The organism is Luteibacter sp. 1214, from assembly GCF_031455395.1.
In the GTDB taxonomy this organism is placed as follows: domain Bacteria; phylum Pseudomonadota; class Gammaproteobacteria; order Xanthomonadales; family Rhodanobacteraceae; genus Luteibacter; species Luteibacter mycovicinus.
This window is the reverse complement of record NZ_JAVDSQ010000006.1, coordinates 30,900-48,785: the sequence shown is the minus strand read 5'-3', so window position 1 is coordinate 48,785 and position 17,886 is coordinate 30,900. Positions and strand designations below refer to the sequence as shown.

Annotated in this window: 16 protein-coding genes and 1 riboswitch; of the genes, 10 read left to right on the top strand and 6 right to left on the bottom strand. The window is 66.2% G+C overall.

Going from position 1 to position 17,886, the window contains the following annotated elements; genetic code table 11:
- Nucleotides 1-4 precede the first annotated feature (4 nt).
- The gene (locus J2X57_RS14215) at nucleotides 5-2,602 is read left to right on the top strand and encodes a TIM-barrel domain-containing protein (RefSeq protein ID WP_309868146.1); all 2,598 of its coding nucleotides are present in this window, start codon (nucleotides 5-7) and stop codon (nucleotides 2,600-2,602) included.
- 12 nt (nucleotides 2,603-2,614) lie between these two features.
- On the opposite strand, the gene J2X57_RS14210 is transcribed toward J2X57_RS14215, so the two are convergent.
- Entirely contained in the window at nucleotides 2,615-3,604 is a 990-nt protein-coding gene (locus tag J2X57_RS14210; RefSeq protein ID WP_309868144.1) for a mitochondrial fission ELM1 family protein, read from the bottom strand.
- A gap of 98 nt (nucleotides 3,605-3,702) precedes the next feature.
- On the opposite strand from J2X57_RS14210, the gene J2X57_RS14205 reads away from it, so the two are divergent.
- The 6 genes from J2X57_RS14205 to J2X57_RS14180 all read left to right on the top strand — a co-directional run bounded on the left by J2X57_RS14205 (nucleotide 3,703) and on the right by J2X57_RS14180 (nucleotide 8,536).
- On the top strand, nucleotides 3,703-4,296 hold the full coding sequence (locus J2X57_RS14205) for a malonic semialdehyde reductase (protein WP_036116204.1): 594 nt from the start codon (nucleotides 3,703-3,705) through the stop codon (nucleotides 4,294-4,296).
- 70 nt (nucleotides 4,297-4,366) lie between these two features.
- Nucleotides 4,367-4,957, top strand: coding sequence for a YceI family protein (locus J2X57_RS14200; RefSeq protein WP_036116203.1), 591 nt, complete (start codon nucleotides 4,367-4,369; stop codon nucleotides 4,955-4,957).
- A 107-nt stretch (nucleotides 4,958-5,064) separates the two neighbouring features.
- Entirely contained in the window at nucleotides 5,065-5,271 is a 207-nt protein-coding gene (locus J2X57_RS14195) for a zinc-finger domain-containing protein (RefSeq protein WP_036116202.1), read from the top strand.
- A gap of 61 nt (nucleotides 5,272-5,332) precedes the next feature.
- Nucleotides 5,333-6,472 carry a glycosyltransferase gene (locus J2X57_RS14190; protein WP_036116201.1) on the top strand — a complete coding sequence of 380 codons (1,140 nt, stop codon included), beginning with the start codon at nucleotides 5,333-5,335 and terminating at the stop codon, nucleotides 6,470-6,472.
- Nucleotides 6,469-7,749: an O-antigen ligase family protein gene (locus tag J2X57_RS14185; protein ID WP_051944024.1), complete on the top strand. Its 1,281-nt coding sequence runs from the start codon at nucleotides 6,469-6,471 to the stop codon at nucleotides 7,747-7,749. Before J2X57_RS14190 ends, J2X57_RS14185 begins: the two co-directional genes overlap by 4 nt.
- Nucleotides 7,739-8,536 carry a glycosyltransferase family 2 protein gene (locus J2X57_RS14180; RefSeq protein ID WP_309868140.1) on the top strand — a complete coding sequence of 266 codons (798 nt, stop codon included), beginning with the start codon at nucleotides 7,739-7,741 and terminating at the stop codon, nucleotides 8,534-8,536. Before J2X57_RS14185 ends, J2X57_RS14180 begins: the two co-directional genes overlap by 11 nt.
- Here J2X57_RS14180 and J2X57_RS14175 read toward each other — a convergent pair.
- Both J2X57_RS14175 and lpxL read right to left on the bottom strand, forming a co-directional pair.
- On the bottom strand, nucleotides 8,480-9,397 hold the full coding sequence (locus tag J2X57_RS14175; protein WP_043692056.1) for a DUF535 family protein: 918 nt from the start codon (nucleotides 9,395-9,397) through the stop codon (nucleotides 8,480-8,482). The two genes, J2X57_RS14180 and J2X57_RS14175, sit on opposite strands and share 57 nt — an antisense overlap.
- 245 nt (nucleotides 9,398-9,642) lie before the next feature.
- Entirely contained in the window at nucleotides 9,643-10,560 is a 918-nt protein-coding gene (gene lpxL / locus J2X57_RS14170; RefSeq protein ID WP_036116199.1) for an LpxL/LpxP family Kdo(2)-lipid IV(A) lauroyl/palmitoleoyl acyltransferase, read from the bottom strand.
- 80 nt (nucleotides 10,561-10,640) lie between these two features.
- Between lpxL and waaA the strand changes: the two genes are divergently transcribed.
- Nucleotides 10,641-11,906 carry a lipid IV(A) 3-deoxy-D-manno-octulosonic acid transferase gene (waaA, locus tag J2X57_RS14165; protein ID WP_036118482.1) on the top strand — a complete coding sequence of 422 codons (1,266 nt, stop codon included), beginning with the start codon at nucleotides 10,641-10,643 and terminating at the stop codon, nucleotides 11,904-11,906.
- A 4-nt stretch (nucleotides 11,907-11,910) separates the two neighbouring features.
- Here waaA and J2X57_RS14160 read toward each other — a convergent pair whose 3' ends face one another.
- The 3 genes from J2X57_RS14160 to J2X57_RS14150 form a co-directional block, all read right to left on the bottom strand.
- The gene (locus tag J2X57_RS14160) at nucleotides 11,911-12,504 is read right to left on the bottom strand and encodes a hypothetical protein (protein WP_309868138.1); all 594 of its coding nucleotides are present in this window, start codon (nucleotides 12,502-12,504) and stop codon (nucleotides 11,911-11,913) included.
- Nucleotides 12,505-12,671: 167 nt separating this feature from the next.
- Nucleotides 12,672-14,024 carry a TolC family outer membrane protein gene (locus tag J2X57_RS14155; protein ID WP_043692061.1) on the bottom strand — a complete coding sequence of 451 codons (1,353 nt, stop codon included), beginning with the start codon at nucleotides 14,022-14,024 and terminating at the stop codon, nucleotides 12,672-12,674.
- 34 nt (nucleotides 14,025-14,058) lie between these two features.
- Complete coding sequence (locus J2X57_RS14150) at nucleotides 14,059-14,718, bottom strand: protein-L-isoaspartate O-methyltransferase (RefSeq protein ID WP_309868136.1); 660 nt, start codon at nucleotides 14,716-14,718, stop codon at nucleotides 14,059-14,061.
- Between the two features lie 361 nt (nucleotides 14,719-15,079).
- Between J2X57_RS14150 and J2X57_RS14145 the strand changes: the two genes are divergently transcribed.
- Complete coding sequence (locus tag J2X57_RS14145; protein ID WP_043692063.1) at nucleotides 15,080-15,745, top strand: TetR/AcrR family transcriptional regulator; 666 nt, start codon at nucleotides 15,080-15,082, stop codon at nucleotides 15,743-15,745.
- Between the two features lie 35 nt (nucleotides 15,746-15,780).
- Nucleotides 15,781-15,879, top strand: a riboswitch (TPP riboswitch).
- 76 nt (nucleotides 15,880-15,955) lie between these two features.
- On the top strand, nucleotides 15,956-17,803 hold the full coding sequence (gene thiC, locus J2X57_RS14140; RefSeq protein ID WP_309868133.1) for a phosphomethylpyrimidine synthase ThiC: 1,848 nt from the start codon (nucleotides 15,956-15,958) through the stop codon (nucleotides 17,801-17,803).
- Nucleotides 17,804-17,886 lie beyond the last annotated feature (83 nt).

Genomic DNA, 17,886 nt, shown 5'->3' with positions numbered 1-17,886 from the left:
GTGCATGAGAGTGATCCGGGCTGCCGTCGCGTTCGCGACGTTTGTTGTCGCCGTCGCATCGTCATCGGCGCACGCCGATCCCGTCACCAGCGGCGAGGCTCGCTTCACGGTCCTGACGCCCCGCGTCATTCGCATGGAATATTCGTCCTCGAAACAGTTCGAGGACGCGCCTTCGCTGGTCTTCGCGACACGCGGTAACGCAGGCGACGTTCCCGCGAAGGTCTCCCATGAAAAGGGCTGGCTCGTCATTCGCACCGACTTGCTGACGCTGCGCTACAAAGAGGGTTCCGGCCCGTTCGGTGCCGACAACCTGACGGTCGAATCGAAGCAGCTCAAGCCGGCCATCGCCTGGCACCCCGGCCTGAAGGAAACACGAAATCTCGGCGGTACGGCGCGCACGCTCGATCAGGTCGATGGCGACCGTCATGCGTCCGACAACACGCCGCTGGATCTCGGCGACGGCTTGCTCTCACGCGACGGCTGGCACGTCGTCGACGACACGGGAAGCTTCGTCTTTGGCGATGAGAAGCTGCCGTGGGTGCACCGTCGCGCCTGCCAGGCATGCACCGACTGGACGTTCTTCGGCTACGGCCACGACTACGTCGCCGCGCTGGGTGATTTCACGAAAATCGCCGGCCGCGAGCCGTTGCCGCCGCGCTATGCCTTTGGTTACTGGTGGTCGCGTTACTGGAATTACAGTGACAGTGAGATCCGCGACGTGGCGGCGGACTTCGCGCGGTACGGCATTCCGCTGGATGTTCTCGTGATCGATATGGACTGGCACACGACGCCAGGTCTCGCCTCCGGTTCGGACAAACGGGACATCGCGGGCCAGACGCCGGGCTGGACGGGCTTCTCCTGGAACCGAAGCCTGTTTCCCGATCCGCAACGGCTGCTCCGCTGGCTTGGCGACCAGGGCCTGAGGATCACGCTGAACCTGCACCCCGCCTCGGGCATGCTTCCCCACGAGGATGCGTACGGCCGATTCATGGATGCGATGAAGGCCGACCGCGCCCATCCGCTGCCTTTCGAAGCCGCGGACGCGAGCTACATGTCGGCACTCTTCAGCACGGTGCTCGATCCCCTGCAGGCGATGGGCGTGAGCTTCTGGTGGCTGGACTGGCAGCAATGGCGCGAATCGAAAGCTATGCCGGGACTGAGCAACACCTGGTGGCTCAACCATGTGTTCTTCACCCACATGCAGCAGACCAGCGACAAGCGTGCGCTGATCTATCACCGCTGGGGCGGACTGGGGAACCACCGCTACCAGATCGGCTTCTCGGGCGACTCGATCATCTCGTGGGGTTCGCTGGCGTTCCAGCCGCGCTTCACGTCGACCGCGTCCAACGTGCTTTATGGCTACTGGAGCCACGACCTCGGCGGTCACACCTTCCGCGACGAAAGCGATCCGAAGACGCGCCGGGTCGATCCGGAACTCTACGTGCGCTGGATGCAGTTCGGTGCGTACAGCCCGATCATGCGCACACACACCACGAAGAACCCGAACCTGCGCAAGGAGCCCTGGCGGTTCGCGCCTGCGGAATTCGACGCCTTGCGCGACACGGTGCTGACACGTTACCGCTTGCTGCCGTACACCTACACGATGGGTCGGAAGGCGTTCGACACGGGCGTGTCGCTGGTCAGGCCGCTGTACTACGCGTGGCCGGAAGACGACCGGTCCTACGCGAGCGGCGCCGAATACATGTTCGGCGACGACCTGCTGGTGGATCCGGTAACGGCCGCCGCGGGCAGCGACGGTTTCGCCAGCCAGGAGACCTGGTTGCCGAGAGGCGACTGGTTCGACACGACCCGCGGTCGCTCGTTGCATGGTGAGCGTGCGCTCGCGGGCCGTTACCGACTCGATGAGGTACCGGTCTTTGCGCGTGCCGGCGCCATCGTGCCGACCAATACGAATACGACGGTGAGCGTGTCCCACGACACGGGTGCGCGGACCTTGCTCGTCTACCCGGGCGGCAATCAGTCGGCCACGCTGTACGAAGACGCGGGCGACGACGAAGCCTACCGGGGCACGGCGTTCGCTCGCACGGCTCTGGCGACCGAGCGGACGAAGCAGGGCGTACGCCTGAAAATCGCGGCGCGCGACGGTACGTATCCCGGCATGCCGACGTCACGGACGTGGTCCGTGGCCTTCGTCGCCGTCGCGATGCCATCGAAGGTGACGGTGGACGGCGTGGCGCTTCCGCGGGCGGATGACGACAAGCCCGGCACCTGGCGGCTCACCGGACGCGACCTGACGCTGCATGTGACGCTGCCGGAGCACGACTTCGCCCATCCGCAGGTGGTCGACGTGACGTGGCCCACCGATGCACCCGATGTCGACGGTCTGGTCGGACAGATGCGCGATGTGCGCGATGCGGTGGCCTGGCTGAAGGGGCACTGGGAGGACTTCGGCGGTATCCCCGACGAGCTTTCGGCGGCGGCGCAGGCGGACCTGCTGATCGACTACCATCCCGACCGGTTCAGGGACGAAGTGGCGGCCTTCCGCAACCGGGTGGCGAAGCTCGACGCGATACTCGCCGCCGCGCCGATGTCGGACGAGCTGAAGGCAGGGTTCCGGGCGCGGCTGAATCCCAGGCCCTAGGACGAAAACCGGTCAGGCCGGGGGTGCGGACAGGCCGAGGTGCTTGCGCACTTCGTCCGCGATCGTCGCCGTTTCCCGGAGCGGCGCCTGCCGCTCCGGTGTCACCGCATCGATGTCATGCAGCCGTCCCGCCGCTCGCAGCTCTGCATGAAACCGCCCCAGCTTCGCATCCAGCGGCGCCGTCACGACGGTATGCACCGGCGCCCCGGTGGCGCAGGCCTCGCACAACATATTGACCGAGTCGGGTGTGACCACGAGACGGTCGGCCCACGCCAGGATGCCGGGATACGGATTGGGGCCGTCGGCGCTGCCCGTCCAGATCACGCCCGGCCAGTCGGCGAAGGCGTCGCGAAGCACCGGCAGGAGCGCAGGCGGCGTGCGTCGCGAGGCGGCGACCATGACCGAGCCGCCATCCGTCGCAAGTCGCCGGCGAACGGCGGAGACGAAGGCATCGGCCGCCTTGCCGTCGAGCGGCGCGCCACGCCGGTCGCCGCCGACCAGCACCCCCAGACGCGGGCCGGGTAGGTCGGCCAGGCCGGCAAACGCCTCGCGCCCGTCGGCGAGCCAGGCGTCATCGATGGGATGCAGCGACCCGATCGGACGGAGCACGTTGTCGCCGGTCAGCTCATCGTGCTTCGGCGCGATCACCAGGTCCCAGTGTCTCGGATCCAGCCGGGGATCGAGCAACTGCACCGACAGCGTGCGGCCTGCCGACCAGCGGCGGATCTGCCGCGTCGCCCAGGCGGCCGTGCGTCCGCAGCCGATGACCAGCGAGGGCCATGGCGGCAGCAGGTTCTGGTTGGCACGCCCAAGCGCCAGACGCGCGCCCGGCAGCAGGCGCGGGGCCGCCCACGACCAGGGGGCGCGTAGATCGATGGTGATCTCGCGGATCGACGGCGTGAGAGCTTCGGCCAGTGCCAGCGCCTGGCGGCGATTGCCGGCCGCGCCGTCGGTCACGACCCAGCACAGGTCACGATCGGTGATTGTTGTCGAATTCGGCACAGTTCGTTCCTTGTCCGACCGGTCCACACAGGGCGTCGCGACGCTTACACTGTCGGGATGCCGGGCCTCCGGCGTTCCATCACTGTACAAGGATATCCATGAGCGCTCCGTTGTCCGATGCATCGCTTGACCAGCTCTTCCTCACCGCCCGCACCTACAACGCCTGGCTGCCGAAGGAAGTGACCGACGAGCAGATCCACCGGTTGTACGAGCTGGCGAAGTTCGGCCCCACCGCCGCCAACTCCTCGCCGATGCGCGTCATCTTCATCAAGTCGCAGGACGCCAAGGCGCGTCTGAAGCCGTACCTGGCCGAGAACAACGCCGAGAAGACCATGTCGGCTCCGGTTACGGCCATCGTCGCGACCGACTTCGCGTTCTACGAGCACCTGCCCAAGCTGTTCCCGCATGCGGACGCACGCAGCTGGTTCGTCGGCAACGAAGACCTGATCCAGTCCTCCGGCTCGCGCAACGGTTCGCTGCAGGGCGCCTACCTGATCATGGCGGCCCGCGCGCTGGGGCTCGACTGCGGTCCGATGTCCGGATTCGATCAGGCGGGCGTGGATGCCGAGTTCTTCGCCGGCAGCCAGGTCAAGTCCAATTTTCTCATCAACATCGGTTACGGCGATCCGGACAAGAACCTGTTCGGCCGCCTGCCGCGTCTGGACTTCGACGAAGCCGCCCAGATCGCCTGACCTCTTTCCCGCGGTGACCCTCCGGTCCCGCCGTCACACGCCGTACCCACCTCACTGCTGGAGAAACACCATGCGCGCCCTCCGTTACGTTGCCCTCGCCGGCCTGCTCGCCACCGCCGGCACCGCCGCCGCCGCCCCGGTGACCTACAAGCTCGACCCGACCCACACCATGGTCCTGTTCAGCTGGAATCACTTCGGCTTCTCGAATCCGACCGCCAATCTCAATCAGGTCGACGGCACCCTCGTCTACGACGAAGCCGCCCCGACCAAGGCCACCGTCGAGGTGACCCTGCCGCTGTCCGGTCTGGACACCTTCGTGCCCAAGCTCGACGAGCACCTGAAGTCGGCGGATTTCCTCGATGCCGCCAAGTTCCCGAACATCACCTTCAAGAGCACCAAGGTGGTCTCGGCCGGCAAGGACAAGCTCAAGGTCACCGGTGACCTCACCGTCCACGGTGTGACCAAGCCGGTCACCCTCGACGCCACCCTGAACAAGGTTGGCCCGCACCCGATGATGAAGGTGCAGTCGATCGGCTTCGACGCCACCGCCACCATCAAGCGCTCGGACTTCGGCGTCGGTGCCTACGTCCCGAACGTGTCGGACGACATCAAGATCCGCATCACGACCGAAGGCCACGACGCCTCGGCTGACAAGAAGTAATCGTCCCGGCTTTCACGGCCGTGAAAAACCCGCGCCGGCAACGGCGCGGGTTTTCTTTTTTGTTACCATCGCAGGCCTCGGTTTACCGTTTTGCCCGGAGTTTCCCCATGCGACCCAATCCCGCGGCAGCGCCGCTGATCCCGGCAAACGCCGAAAACCGTTACGAAGTGACGCGCGCCGACCTGCCGCTGTCCTGCCCGATGCCGGGGATGTATCTGTGGAACTCGCACCCCCGGGTCTACCTGTCCATCGAAGACGACGGTGGCACCTCAAAGTGCATGTACTGTGGCGCGACGTACGTCCTGAAAGACTGAACGGCCCCCTGCGGGCACGTTTCGTGCTTCGTCTGCGTCATCACACTCACCGGAACCACCCATGGCCACCGTCTCCCCGCACCGGACGATGACCGTCGTACAGCTGATCCCCTCGCTCCATTCGGGCGGGGCCGAGCGCTCGACCCTGGAAATCGCGCGGGCGCTGGTGGCTGCGGGGCACCGGTCGGTAGTGGTGTCGGCGGGCGGACGCCTGGTGGCGCAGCTGGAGGCCGAAGGCAGCGAGCACATCGCCCTGCCCATCGGTCGCAAATCCCTGGGCACCCTGTTCACGGTAGGCAAGCTGCGCCGCATCCTGCGCGAACTGAAGCCCGACATCGTGCACGCCCGGTCGCGGCTGCCGGCATGGATCGGCTGGTGGGCGATGCGTGGGGTCAAGCCCCGTCCGCACTTCGTCACGACCGTTCACGGGCTGAACAGTCCGGGTCGCTACAGCGCGATCCTGCTCCGAGGGGAGCGGGTCATCGTGGTCTCGCAGACCCTGCGTGACTACGTGCTCCGCCACTACCCCGACGATATCGAGACCGCGCGGATCGCCGTGGTGCCGCGTGGCATCGACACCGAGGCGTTTCCCTACGGTTACCGTCCCGACGACAGCTGGCAGCGGGCGTTCTTCGAGCAATACCCGCAACTGGCCGGCGCGCCCCTGCTGACCCTGCCGGGCCGTGGCACCCGCCTGAAAGGTCATGCCGACGCGATCGAACTGATCGCGGACCTTCAACAGCGCGCCATCGATGCGCGTCTGCTGCTGCTCGGCGCGGACGAACCGGGGCGAGAGGCGTATGTCGCCGAGCTGCGTCAGCTCATTCATGCGCGCGGCCTCGACGACCGTGTGGTGATCTCGCCGGCGCGATCGGACGTGCGCGACGTCTACGCCCTGTCCGATCTCGTCCTGCAGCTGTCGGTGCGGCCGGAGTCGTTCGGCCGTACGGTGGTCGAGGCGCTGGCCTTGTGCCGCCCCGTCATGGGTTACGCGCACGGTGGCGTCGGCGAACTTCTGGCCGAGCTCTATCCCGCGGGCCGCGTGCCGCTGGGCGATCGCGAACGCCTGGTCGAGCGCGCCGCCGAACTCCTGCGTTTCGCTCCGCCGATTCCGCCGCCGCGCAGCTACCGCCTCGTCGACATGCAGTCGGCCACGCTCGCCTTGTACGCCGAGCTGGTCGAAGGCACCCCGGCCGCGTGAGCTCGCGCGGGCCCGGTGCGCTGCTGAAAGCGGGGCTTGCCTCGCCGCTCCTGCCGATCTGGCTGGTGCCCGCGTTGCTGCCGCTGGGGCGCAGTGCCGAGGTCGGCGTGTTTCTCGCACTGGTCGGCTCGATACTGCTCGTCGTGCGCGAGCCGACGGCGATTCGTCATCATCCCGGTGCGCGCCTGTTTCTCTGGTTATTCGCCGCCTACGCGGGTGCCGCGCTCGTCTCCGTCGTCGACGCCGTCGCGCCCGGGAAGAGCTGGGGCACGCTGGCGGGCATCCTCCGGTTCGCTCCGCTGGGTGTGTACACGTGTTTCGCCATGCGCCGGCCAGGGAAGGTGCGTGCCATGTGGTTCGCCACCGCAGCGGTCGTCGCGCTCTGGGTCGCCGATGCCTGGGTGCAGGCGCTGACCGGTTATGGCCTCGCGGGCGCCTCCGATCCGGCGCGCCTGTCCGGCATCTTCGGTGCGACCAACCTGAAGCTCGGTCCCGCGGTGTCCGCGCTGGCGCCGTTCCTTCTCTGGGCCGGGCGCGAGCGCTGGGGACGCCGGGGCCTGATCCTGACGTTCCTGCTGGCGCTCGGGCCGGTGCTGCTTTCCGGTTCGCGCGCCTCGTGGATCTGCTACGCACTCGTGGCCCTGGCGTTCCTCTGGCGTGAGGCGGGTACGTTCCGTCGCTTCGCCGTGGCCTGTCTGGGCATGGGCGCGGTCGTGCTTCTGGTCGGCGCACTGGCATGGCAGGTATCGCCGCGATTCCGCGACCGGGTGGCGCATACCTTGCCCGCCCTCACCGGTACCAGCGCGGGCCTGGACGCCGCGCTGACCGGGCGTCTCGATATCTGGACGACGTCACTGCGCCTCTATGCGGCGCATCCCATCAACGGCGTGGGCGTCCGCGGCTTCCGCGTGGCCTATCCATCGGTCGCGTCGCCCGGAGACCACTTCCTGACCATCGAGAAATGCGGCGATGGGGAGGGTGCCTGCCATCCTCATCAGGTCGTGCTCGAGGCCGCCACCGAGACCGGAACGCTCGGCCTCCTCGCGTGGCTGGCGGCTACCGTGCTGGCCGTCCGCGTGTGGTGGAAAGCGGGTCCCGTGGCGCGCGAGCGTGCATTCCCCGCCAGCGTGGCGCTGTTTGCGATCTTCTTCCCGCTGAACACGCACATGGCCTTCTATTCGGCATGGTGGGGTCTGCTCACCGCGTGGCTGTTCGCCGTGTGGTGCGCGGCGCTGCTCGTCGATCTGCCGGACCTGGAACCGTCCCGTGGAGCGTGAACCGCTGTCGGTCGTCGTGACCACGTTCAACAGCGCGGCGACGATCGGCGCCTGTCTCGCTTCCGTCCGTTTTGCCGACGACATCGTCGTGCTGGATTCCGGATCGACCGATGAGACGCGCGACATTGCCGCGTCGCATGGGGCACGGGTCAGCATTCAGCCGTTCGCCGGGTACAGCGCACAGAAGCAGGCGGCGATCGACCTCGCCATCCACCGCTGGGTATTGCTGTTGGACTCGGACGAGGCGCTGCCCGCCATCGCCGCCGAGCGGGTGAGGGCGGCGCTCGTCACGCCCGACGTCGCAGGTTTCGAGATGCTTCGTCGCGAATGGGTGTTCTGGCGCTGGCAGCCCGGTCGCGCGCGCCTGAATCACTACGTGCGTCTGTTCGACCGCACACACGCCGGCATGAGCGGTCACGAAGTACACGAGAGTGTCCTGGTGCGCGGGCCGGTGCGGCGCCTCGATGCCATCATCGACCACTATGGAGAGCGCGATATCGACGGGCGGGTCGACAAGGCCAACCGTTACTCGACGTTGCAGGTGCGCGACCGGCAGACGCGCGAGCCGCGGATGCTTCGTCTGCGTATGGTGGTCTATCCCGCCATCGCTTTTGCCCGGTACTACTTCTGGCGCGGTCACTGGCGGGGCGGCTGGGCGGGTTTCATCGCCGCCCGGGTACACGCCTTCTATGCGTTTCTGAAGTACGCCAAGCTGTACGAGCGCCGCGTATCAGGCGGCCAGCGGCAGGACCACGGCGCGTTCGAATCCGAACGCCCTGAGGACTAGATCGCAGGCTTCGTGACGCAGCGCTTCGCGCCGACGGAACTCACTGCGGCGCTTGCTTTCGACCTCGGTTTCGCAACGCACGGGCTCGTGAGGGGCCATGGCGTAGAAGCCCTCGCTGGTCTCCTGTCCACCGGACTCGCGCCAGAAGCCGTTGTAGTCGGCCTTTACCTTGTCGGCGATGCCCGCGAAGACGTGAGCCTCATTCGATATCCCGAGGACGCGTTCCACCTCGAAAGCCTCCGCGAGCGAACGGATCAGTGACAGCAGGAGGTTTTTAGGACGCAGGCCATGGCACTGCCGCGTGAGCTCGCGCACGGCTTCCAGGCCGGCGTGGTTGGGCGCACCCTGCAGGCAGCCGATGGCGATGGCCTTGCCGCCGTCGACGAAGGAGAACGCCGCATAGGAGATCTGCATGCCCTGGTGATCGACCAGCGAGAGCGTCATCTCGCCCTCGCGGGCGCGTCGGAACGGCGCCTTGAGCATCAGCGAGAGAGCCTCACCGTTACGCAGGAGCACCTTGCCAAGCAAGACCTGGCGCTCGCGGTACAGCACGTGGAACAGCGTCCGGGGGAACCGGGCAAGGGCGAATTCGTAATGCTCGCGCAGCACCTTCAGCCGGCGCTCGCGATTCCAGGCCTTGCTGATATAGCGGTGCTGGTAGCGCTCGGTGAGGATGGTGTCGATCGACGAGACGCCGGCCATCGGCGGTGTCTCCAGGAAGGCCAGCCATGTGTCGTGCTCCCGCCAGTGCGCCACACTGCGGCCGACATAGTTGAGTACCGCATTGACCACGTGCGACCGCTTGCGGTGCCACGCGCTGCGGCCGCGCAACGAGCGCGCGAAACGAAAGATCGACTGCATGGGAAGGTCCGTCTTGAGGAGTGACGACGGACGTTCTACGCGCGTGTTTTTTCGCGAAGCTTTCGTTGTTTATGACGAAAGGTTCGGCATTTCGTCAGCGTATACCGCAAGAAAGGTGGGAGAAACTCCCATGAAAGAAGCATCCAGGGCAGCTATCCGTCTGGCCCCACCGCGCACCTGTAGGAGCGAACCCTGTTCGCGAAAAGCCAACGAAGCAAAGATGCCGCACCACCCATCGCTACCACCTAATAAATCTTCGGCTCACCCGGCGGCCGCGTCTTGAACCGCTTATGCACCCACAGGTATTGCTCAGGCGCCTCACGCGCCATCTGCTCGATCTGTGCATTCACCCGCTCGGTATCGCGCGCGGCATCGTCGCTGGGAAAATCCTCAAGCGGCGCGCCGAGGCGCATGGCGTAGCCCGCGTCTCCCGGCAGGCGCCGGTGATAGAACGGAATCACCAGCGCGTTGGAGAGGCGCGCCAGGTGATGCGTGGCCGTGATGGTCGCGGCAGGCACGCCGAAGAACGGCACGAAGACGTTGTCCTTGCTGCGCATGTCCTGGTCGGGCGCGTACCAGAGCGTGCCGCCGGCCTTCAGATAGCGCACGGTACCGCGGATATCGTCCTTGTCGAACATCGCATCCGCGTAGTGCAGGCGCGAGCGCAGCACCGCGAATTCGAACACCTCCGAATCCATGCGGCGGTACATGCCCGCGATGCGGATGCGTGAGGAGACGAGGCGCGCGCTCAGTTCGAGGTGCGAGAAATGTCCGCCGACCAGGAGCACGCCACGGCCGGCGGCGCGTGCGGCTTCCAGGTGTTCGAGCCCGTCGACCGTGACGGGGACCTTCGCGATCGCGCGATCCGAGCCCATCCAGCCCAGTGCGAATTCGGCCAGCATCATGCCGACGTCGCACAGATTGGCCCGAACCAGCGCCTTCTGTGCCGCCGGATCCAGCTCCGGAAAGCAGAGGGCGATGTTGGTCGCGGCGATGCGCCGCCGTTCGGGGTTCAGGTGCAGGGCCAGGCGGCCCGCCATGCGTCCGAGACGCATCAGCCAGCGGAAGGGCAGGTGGGCGATAAGCCAGATGAAGCCGACGCCGAGCCACGCCGGCCAGTGGCGGGGCGTAAGAAGCTGGCGCGTCAGGGTAGGGCGGGTCATACCAGGCATGTCCGCCCATTGTAGCGAATGGGCGCGGCTATACTGACCGGTCACGGGTCAACCCAGGGAATCGCGTGCTGCTGCGCCTGCTCTACAACTTCGCGATGTACCTGTTCACACCGCTGGTGATGCTGCGTCTGATGGCGCGTGGCATGCGCTACGGCGACTACCACGTGCGCTGGCGCGAGCGCTTCGGTCGCTTCCGCGAACCGCGCCTCGCCGGCTGCCTCTGGGTGCACGCGGTCTCGGTAGGTGAGGTCAATGCCGCGGAACCCCTGGTGAAAGCGCTGATGGAGGCTTATCCGCAGGCGCCGATGCTGGTCACCACGGTGACCCCGACCGGCTCCGAACGCGTGCGTCAGCTGTTCGGCAGCAGCGTCCACAGCGTGTACCTGCCGTACGACCTGCCGTTCGCCGTGAAGCGCTTCCTGCGCAGTACGCGCCCGCGGCTGGCGATCATCGTCGAAACGGAAATCTGGCCGAACCTGTATTTCGCCTGCCGCAAGCACGGCATCCCGCTGCTGATCGCCAATGCCCGGTTGTCCGAGCGATCGCTGCGCGGCTACGCGCGCATGAGCTCCCTCGTCCGCCGCGCCCTGCGCTGCGTCAGTCATATCGCTGCACAGTCCCGCACCGATGCCGCGCGTTATCGGCTGCTCGGTGCGGAGCCCAGCCAGCTCACGGTCTGCGGCAACCTCAAGTTCGACATGCCGGTGCCGGACACGGCGTTGCAGGCGGGGCTGGCCATGCGCGAGGCATGGGGCACGGGGCGTCCGGTCTGGATCGCCGCCAGCACGCACGAAGGCGAGGAAATGTGCGTCCTCGAGGCTCACCTCGCGGTGATGCGCCGTCTGCCGGATGCGCTGCTGCTGATCGCGCCCCGTCATCCTGAGCGGTTCAAGGCCGTCGAAGCATCCGTCCGCAGCCTGGGCTTCCAGGTGGGAACGCGCAGCGGCGATGACATTCCCGGTCATTCCACGCAGTGCTTCGTCATCGATTCGATGGGCGAACTGCTGCGTTTCTTCGCGTCGGCCGATGTCGCCTTCGTCGGTGGCAGCCTGGTGTCCATCGGTGGACACAACGTCCTGGAGCCCGCCGCACTGAACAAGCCGGTGCTTGTCGGGCCTTATACGTACAACTTCGAGGAAATCACGCAGGCCCTGCTCGATGAAGGCGGCGGTCAGCGGGTGAAGGACGGCGACGAGCTGGGCGAGCAGGTGCTGGCCCTGCTTCGGGACAAGGACCGCCGGGAGATCATGGGAAACCGCGCTCGCCACGTCTTCGACAGCGAGCGCGGGTCTGTGGGCAAGGTGATGGCGCTGGTGGATACCCTGCTTCAGGAGTGAAGGGTCAGTCCCTCTGGTTCCCGGCGTCGAGGCCGGAATTGCAGGCGAACCGGGCTTCCACCTGCGGCGTCGCGTTGGGCCGGTTGTCGACATGAGTGCTCATGAAGCGAACGCGGCGAGCCTGGTCCAGGCACGTCTTGTATACCAGTTCGCGGACGGCCCGATAGGCCGAGTGCGGCTCGCCGCTCGCCTGGGCAAGCCCCGTCGACGGACCCAGGCCATCACCGGTGACGATCGCCGCCGCGGGCATCGGGCCCTCCTTGATCCGGTCGGCGAAGGGATCCTCGGCAACGCGGCAGGTGGCATAGGCGTTCACCCGTACGCCGCCTTCGCGCGTGTCGTAATAACTGCGCTTGAATCCGTCGTGGTACTCGGTGACGTAGCCGCCGCGCACATCGCAGTTGTCCATGGCGCTGGTCCATACCGTGGCATATGGCGCAACGACGTCGCCGAGAACACCTTTGGCCCGGACGTCGTATTCGAACGACGTGGCGCTCGCGTATTCGACCACCTTGAGCCGGTGGTTCGTCGGGGAGGCCGGCGACGCATGGGCTAAGCCAGTGGTCGCCAGCAGGCCGACGATGATAAATCCCTTCATGGTTCTTCCTTGGTTCCGAGGCCCGGTTGGGCCCGGCCATCTTCGTCGGGCGGCAGGTTCGTCGGAGTCAGCGCCGCCCGTGCGATCGTGTAGGGCGTGTCCGCCAAAGAGCAAAAAAAACGGGCCGCGAGGGCCCGTTTCTTATTCTTCCCCCGAAAGGAAAGTCGTTACTGCAGCAGCGCGTTGATCGCCTCGAGGTCCTTCACATCCACGGTCCCGGCCGTCTGCTTGAGCAGCAGCTTGTCGAGAATGAACTGATGGCGGGCCTGCGAGTAGTCGCTGAGCGACGAGGTCAGGTTCTGCTGGGCGATCAGCACGTCGACGATGGTGCGCGTGCCGACTTCGAAGCCGGCCTGCGTCGCGTCGCGCGCGCTTTCCGAAGAGGCGACGGCGGCCTTGGTGGCCTCCACCTTGCTGATACCGGCGACCACCGAGCGGTAGTAGTTCAGCGTGTCGCGGACGACCTGACGACGGGTGCTTTCCAGGGAGTCCTGGGCGGCATCGCGCTGGTAGATCGACTGACGAACGCGTGACTGCGTGGCGCCGCCGGAGAAGATCGGCACGCTGAGCGTCAGGCCGACGCTGGTGCCGCCGCGACCGTTGCCCGAGACACGGTTCAGGGCGTCCGTCGCCGGGCTGCCCGCATTCTGCGTCCAGGAGGTGCTCTTGCTGTAACCGGCACTCGCGTCGATGGTCGGCAGATGACTCGCGCGGGCGGAGGAAATGCTGTGCTCCGCCGAGTCGACGTTGTACTGCGACGCGAGGATGCTCGGGTTGCTCTTGACCGCTTCCGCGACCCAGGCCTTCGGATCGTTGGGCGACGGGGCGTCCATGGGCAGGTCTTCGCGAAGTTTCTTCAGATTGTCCGCCGGCTTGCCGGTGATCTGGGTCAGTGCTTCACGCGAATCCGCCAGGGTGTTCTCGGCGGTGATGACGGCGGCGACCGAGGTGTCGTGCTGGGCCTTGGCGTCCTGCACGTCGGTGATCGCGGACAGGCCGACGTCGAAACGCTGCTGAGCCTGCTCGAGCTGACGAGCGAGCGCCTGCTCGTTGGCCTTGGCGAAGGTCAGGGCGTCGTCGTTGGTCAGGACCTGAAAATAGGCCGTGGCCACGCGCGTGGAGAGCTGCTGCAAAGCGGCTTCGTACGTGGCGTCCTGTGCCTGCGACGACGACTTGGCGGCCTTCAGATCGGCGTACCTGCTGAAGTCGAGCACGCTCTGGGTGACCGTGGCCGACTCGCTGCGCGTGCGGGTATGGCCGAGGTCCGTGCCCGTGGTCGTGTCGCGATCCGGACCATTCTGATCCGTCTGGGTGATACCCAGCTGCGCGCTGATCTGCGGGAGCAGCAGCGCACGGCTTTGTACGACGGTTTCACCCGTGGCGAGACGGGTGGAATCGGCCTGCGACAGCACCGGATCGTTGGCCCGGGCCTGGCGGTAGGCGTCGAGCAGGTCTTCAGCGTGGCTCGCGAACGGCGTCGCGGCCAGTGCCAGCGCGACGGTGAGCAGCTTCAAGCGCATGGTTTCGCCTCGTGGGTGATGGGAGATCTTTGGGTCAAAGCACGAAGCGCTTCACCGGCGCGGCATGCGCCAGGTAAGGAAGGTCCGTTTCAAACAGCGATTCCTCGCGATAGCGGCCGTCACCCTCGTGGGTGAGGAGGACCGCCGTCTGAGCGGGGGAATTGCCGCGTATGACGAACATGCGCCCGCCCGGCTTGAGCCAGCGCACGAATTTTTCGGGAACCGCATGGACGGCGCCCGTGACCACGACGGCATCGAAAACGCCCGTCGGCTGGTAGCCGTTGACGGCTTCGGCGGTTTCCACCGTGGCGTTGACCACCGAGGCGGCGGCGAGGCGCTCGCGGGCGGCGTCGACGAAGTCGGCGTGCATGTCGATGCTGGTCACCTTGCCGGCGAGGCGGGCGAGGCAAGCCGTCAGGAAGCCCGAGCCGGTACCGATTTCCAGCACCTCGTCGGTCTTCTTCAGTTCCAGGGCCTGCAGCACGCGACCCTCGACCACCGGCTTCATCATCACTTCGCCGTGGCCCAGCGGCAGGGTCAGGTCGGCGAAGGCGACATTACGGTGGGACGGCGCGACGAAATCTTCGCGACGGACGCCCTTCAGCGTCTCCAGGACGTCGGCATCGAGGACTTCCCAGGGACGAACCTGGTTCTCGACCATGTTGTGACGTGCCTGCTCGAAATTCATCGCCATGGTTTTTGGATCCCGTACGAAAAGCTGAAAAAGGTTCGAAAGGATAAGCGCTTAGCGCCCGTTTTCCCAATGTTGCCAAGGCTGCGGGTGCGCCACCGCCCGAGCTAAGTGCCGGAAGTCACCGGACCGGGCTGACGGAAGTCATGCCTGACCGTGCCTTCACTCGCTGGCGCCTGAACGATGAATGGTGCAAGCCCCTGAACGCCTTGGGTTTACCCGGGCAGTGGCCCCACTTCATTGTAATCCGCCGCGCAGCGCTTCCGTCGTACCGCCACCTTGAGGCTCATGCCGCAGGAGTGGTGGAAATAACTGAACCGCTGCGTATAATAAAGTCATAATTTCTGTTTGTGAAGGTGCAGCCATGAACGCCAGCCCGAAAATGAAGAGCCAGGGCCCGGGGCGTCCCAAGGACATGGAGAAGCGCGCGGCTATCCTGGATGCCGCCAAGGCGCTCTTCACGCAGGGCGGCTTCGCGGGCACCAGCATGGATGCGGTCGCGGCATCCGCGGGCGTTTCCAAGCTCACCGTGTACAGCCACTTCGGCGACAAGGACAACCTTTTCCGTGAAGTCATCCGTGCGCACGTACAGGAGCGCCTGCCGGACGACCTGTTCGACTTCAGCCCGGGCGCGGACATCCGCGTCACGCTGACCAACATCGCCAGCCGGCATGCGGCGATGGAGACCAACACCGAGTCCGTCGGTACGTTCCGCGCGATTCTTTCCGATTGCCAGTCGGGCGGTAATCCGCGTTTCGGTCGCCTGGTCTGGGAGGAAGGCCCGGCACGTATGCACAAGCTGGTGATGCGCCTGCTCGAGGGCGCCACCTCGCGTGGTCAGCTCGAAATCGTCGACATTTCCCGTGCGACCACGCAGTTCCTCGCGCTGCTCAAGGGCGACCTGCTCATCCGGCGCCTGTTTGGCTGCGAAGACTGCGCCGTGCAGTTCGGCGAGGAGGTCAAGGCCAATGCCCTGGCGGCCGTCGACATGTTCCTCCGCGCCTATGAGCCGCGCTCGTCCCAGGGCTGAGCGCTCGCTTCCCGCCCCGCTTCGTGGTTGAATCGCCCTCGAAGCGGGGGTGCCCAAGCAATTGCGCGGGCTGAGAGAGTCCCTTCGAACCTGATCCGGTCCGTACCGGCGTAGGAAGCTTCGTCCACGACAGGCAACGTGCGTCCATGCACGGGGCACGGCGTGGCGGCGCCGTCCGCTTCTCCCTTATCCGCAAGGTACGAGAAGCCGATGAACGCCAGTCCCACCGATCTTGCCCGCGCCGCGCGCGAGCTTTCCACCTCCGTCACCACGCCGATCGCCGGCTCGCGCAAGATCCACATCGGCGGCAGCCGGGCGGACGTTCGCGTCGCCATGCGCGAGATCGCGCAGTCGGCCACGCCCACGCTGTTCGGCGGAGAGGCGAACCCGCCCATCGTCGTCTACGACACCTCGGGGCCTTATACGGATCCGGCGCACACGGTCGACCTGGCCGCGGGGTTGCCTGCGCTGAGGGCAGGCTGGATCGAGGAGCGGGGCGACGTCGAGCGCCTCGATGGGCTTTCCTCGGCGTTCGGCCGCTCGCGCGTGCACGACCCACGCCTCGATGCCTTCCGCTTCGGCAGCACGCGCCTGCCGCTTCGGGCGAAGGCTGGCGCCAACGTCACCCAGATGCACTACGCGCGCCGCGGAATCGTCACGCCGGAGATGGAATACATCGCGATCCGCGAGAACCAGCGCATCGAGGCGCTGGCCGACAGTGCCCTGCGCACGCAGCATCGTGGGGAAGCGTTCGGCGCCGCTTTGCCCGGGCGCATCACGCCGGCGTTCGTGCGCGATGAAGTCGCGCGTGGTCGCGCCATCATTCCGGCCAACATCAACCATCCCGAAGCCGAGCCGATGATCATCGGCCGTCATTTCCTGACCAAGATCAACGCCAACATCGGCAACAGCGCGGTCAGCTCCGGCATCGCGGAAGAAGTCGAAAAGCTGGTCTGGGCGATCCGCTGGGGCGCCGACAACGTCATGGACCTTTCCACGGGGAAGCACATCCACGAGACGCGCGAATGGATCATCCGCAACTCGCCCGTGCCTATCGGTACCGTGCCCATTTATCAGGCGCTGGAAAAGGTCGGCGGCGTGGCCGAGGAACTCACGTGGGACATCTTGAGCGACACGCTGATCGAGCAGGCGGAGCAGGGCGTCGACTATTTCACGATCCACGCGGGCGTCCTGCTCCGCTTCGTGCCCCTCACCGCCAAGCGCGTCACCGGCATCGTCTCCCGGGGCGGATCGATCATGGCCAAGTGGTGCCTCGCCCATCATCGCGAGAACTTCCTCTACACGCACTTCGAGGACATCTGCGAAATCATGAAGGCGTACGACGTGTCCTTCAGTCTCGGCGATGGCCTGCGTCCCGGTTGCGTGGCGGATGCCAATGACGCGGCGCAGTTCGGTGAGCTGGACACACTGGGCGAACTGACGAAGCTGGCGTGGAAGCACGACGTGCAGACCATGATCGAAGGTCCCGGCCACGTGCCGATGCAGCTGATCAGGGAGAACATGGAACGTCAGCTGGAGAAGTGCCACGAAGCGCCGTTCTACACGCTGGGCCCGCTCACCACCGATATCGCGCCCGGGTACGACCACATCACCAGTGCGATCGGCGCCGCGATGATCGGCTGGTTCGGCACGGCGATGCTCTGCTATGTGACGCCCAAGGAACACCTCGGTCTGCCCAATCGTCAGGACGTACGCGACGGCATCATCGCCTACAAGATCGCCGCCCACGCGGCCGATCTCGCCAAGGGGCATCCGGGGGCGCAGGTGCGCGACAACGCGCTGTCGAAGGCACGTTTCGAATTCCGCTGGGACGACCAGTTCAACCTGGGGCTCGATCCGGACAAGGCCCGCGAATTTCACGACGAGACCATGCCGAAAGACGCACACAAATCCGCGCATTTCTGCTCGATGTGCGGTCCGAAGTTCTGTTCCATGAAAATCACCCAGGACGTGCGCGATTTTGTCGCGGAGCAGGGCATGGCGGAAAAGAGCATGGAGTTCGTGGCACAGGGCGCCGAGGTGTACCGAAAGGCCTGACGGCGTGGCCGGGTGCCTGCGCCGGCAGGCCCCAACGCCGGTGGCGTGCTCCGCAAACCCTTCACCCCGCCTTCCCGGCGGGG

What these genes read in the sequence shown, in the direction of transcription:
- J2X57_RS14215 (WP_309868146.1), top strand. Translation starts at nt 5, where the DNA reads ATGAGAGTGATCCGGGCTGCCGTCGCGTTCGCGACGTTTGTTGTCGCC.
- J2X57_RS14205 (WP_036116204.1), top strand. Translation starts at nt 3,703, where the DNA reads ATGAGCGCTCCGTTGTCCGATGCATCGCTTGACCAGCTCTTCCTCACC.
- J2X57_RS14200 (WP_036116203.1), top strand. Translation starts at nt 4,367, where the DNA reads ATGCGCGCCCTCCGTTACGTTGCCCTCGCCGGCCTGCTCGCCACCGCC.
- J2X57_RS14195 (WP_036116202.1), top strand. Translation starts at nt 5,065, where the DNA reads ATGCGACCCAATCCCGCGGCAGCGCCGCTGATCCCGGCAAACGCCGAA.
- J2X57_RS14190 (WP_036116201.1), top strand. Translation starts at nt 5,333, where the DNA reads ATGGCCACCGTCTCCCCGCACCGGACGATGACCGTCGTACAGCTGATC.
- J2X57_RS14175 (WP_043692056.1), bottom strand. Translation starts at nt 9,397, where the DNA reads ATGCAGTCGATCTTTCGTTTCGCGCGCTCGTTGCGCGGCCGCAGCGCG.
- lpxL (WP_036116199.1), bottom strand. Translation starts at nt 10,560, where the DNA reads ATGACCCGCCCTACCCTGACGCGCCAGCTTCTTACGCCCCGCCACTGG.
- J2X57_RS14160 (WP_309868138.1), bottom strand. Translation starts at nt 12,504, where the DNA reads ATGAAGGGATTTATCATCGTCGGCCTGCTGGCGACCACTGGCTTAGCC.
- J2X57_RS14155 (WP_043692061.1), bottom strand. Translation starts at nt 14,024, where the DNA reads ATGCGCTTGAAGCTGCTCACCGTCGCGCTGGCACTGGCCGCGACGCCG.
- J2X57_RS14150 (WP_309868136.1), bottom strand. Translation starts at nt 14,718, where the DNA reads ATGGCGATGAATTTCGAGCAGGCACGTCACAACATGGTCGAGAACCAG.
- J2X57_RS14145 (WP_043692063.1), top strand. Translation starts at nt 15,080, where the DNA reads ATGAACGCCAGCCCGAAAATGAAGAGCCAGGGCCCGGGGCGTCCCAAG.
- thiC (WP_309868133.1), top strand. Translation starts at nt 15,956, where the DNA reads ATGAACGCCAGTCCCACCGATCTTGCCCGCGCCGCGCGCGAGCTTTCC.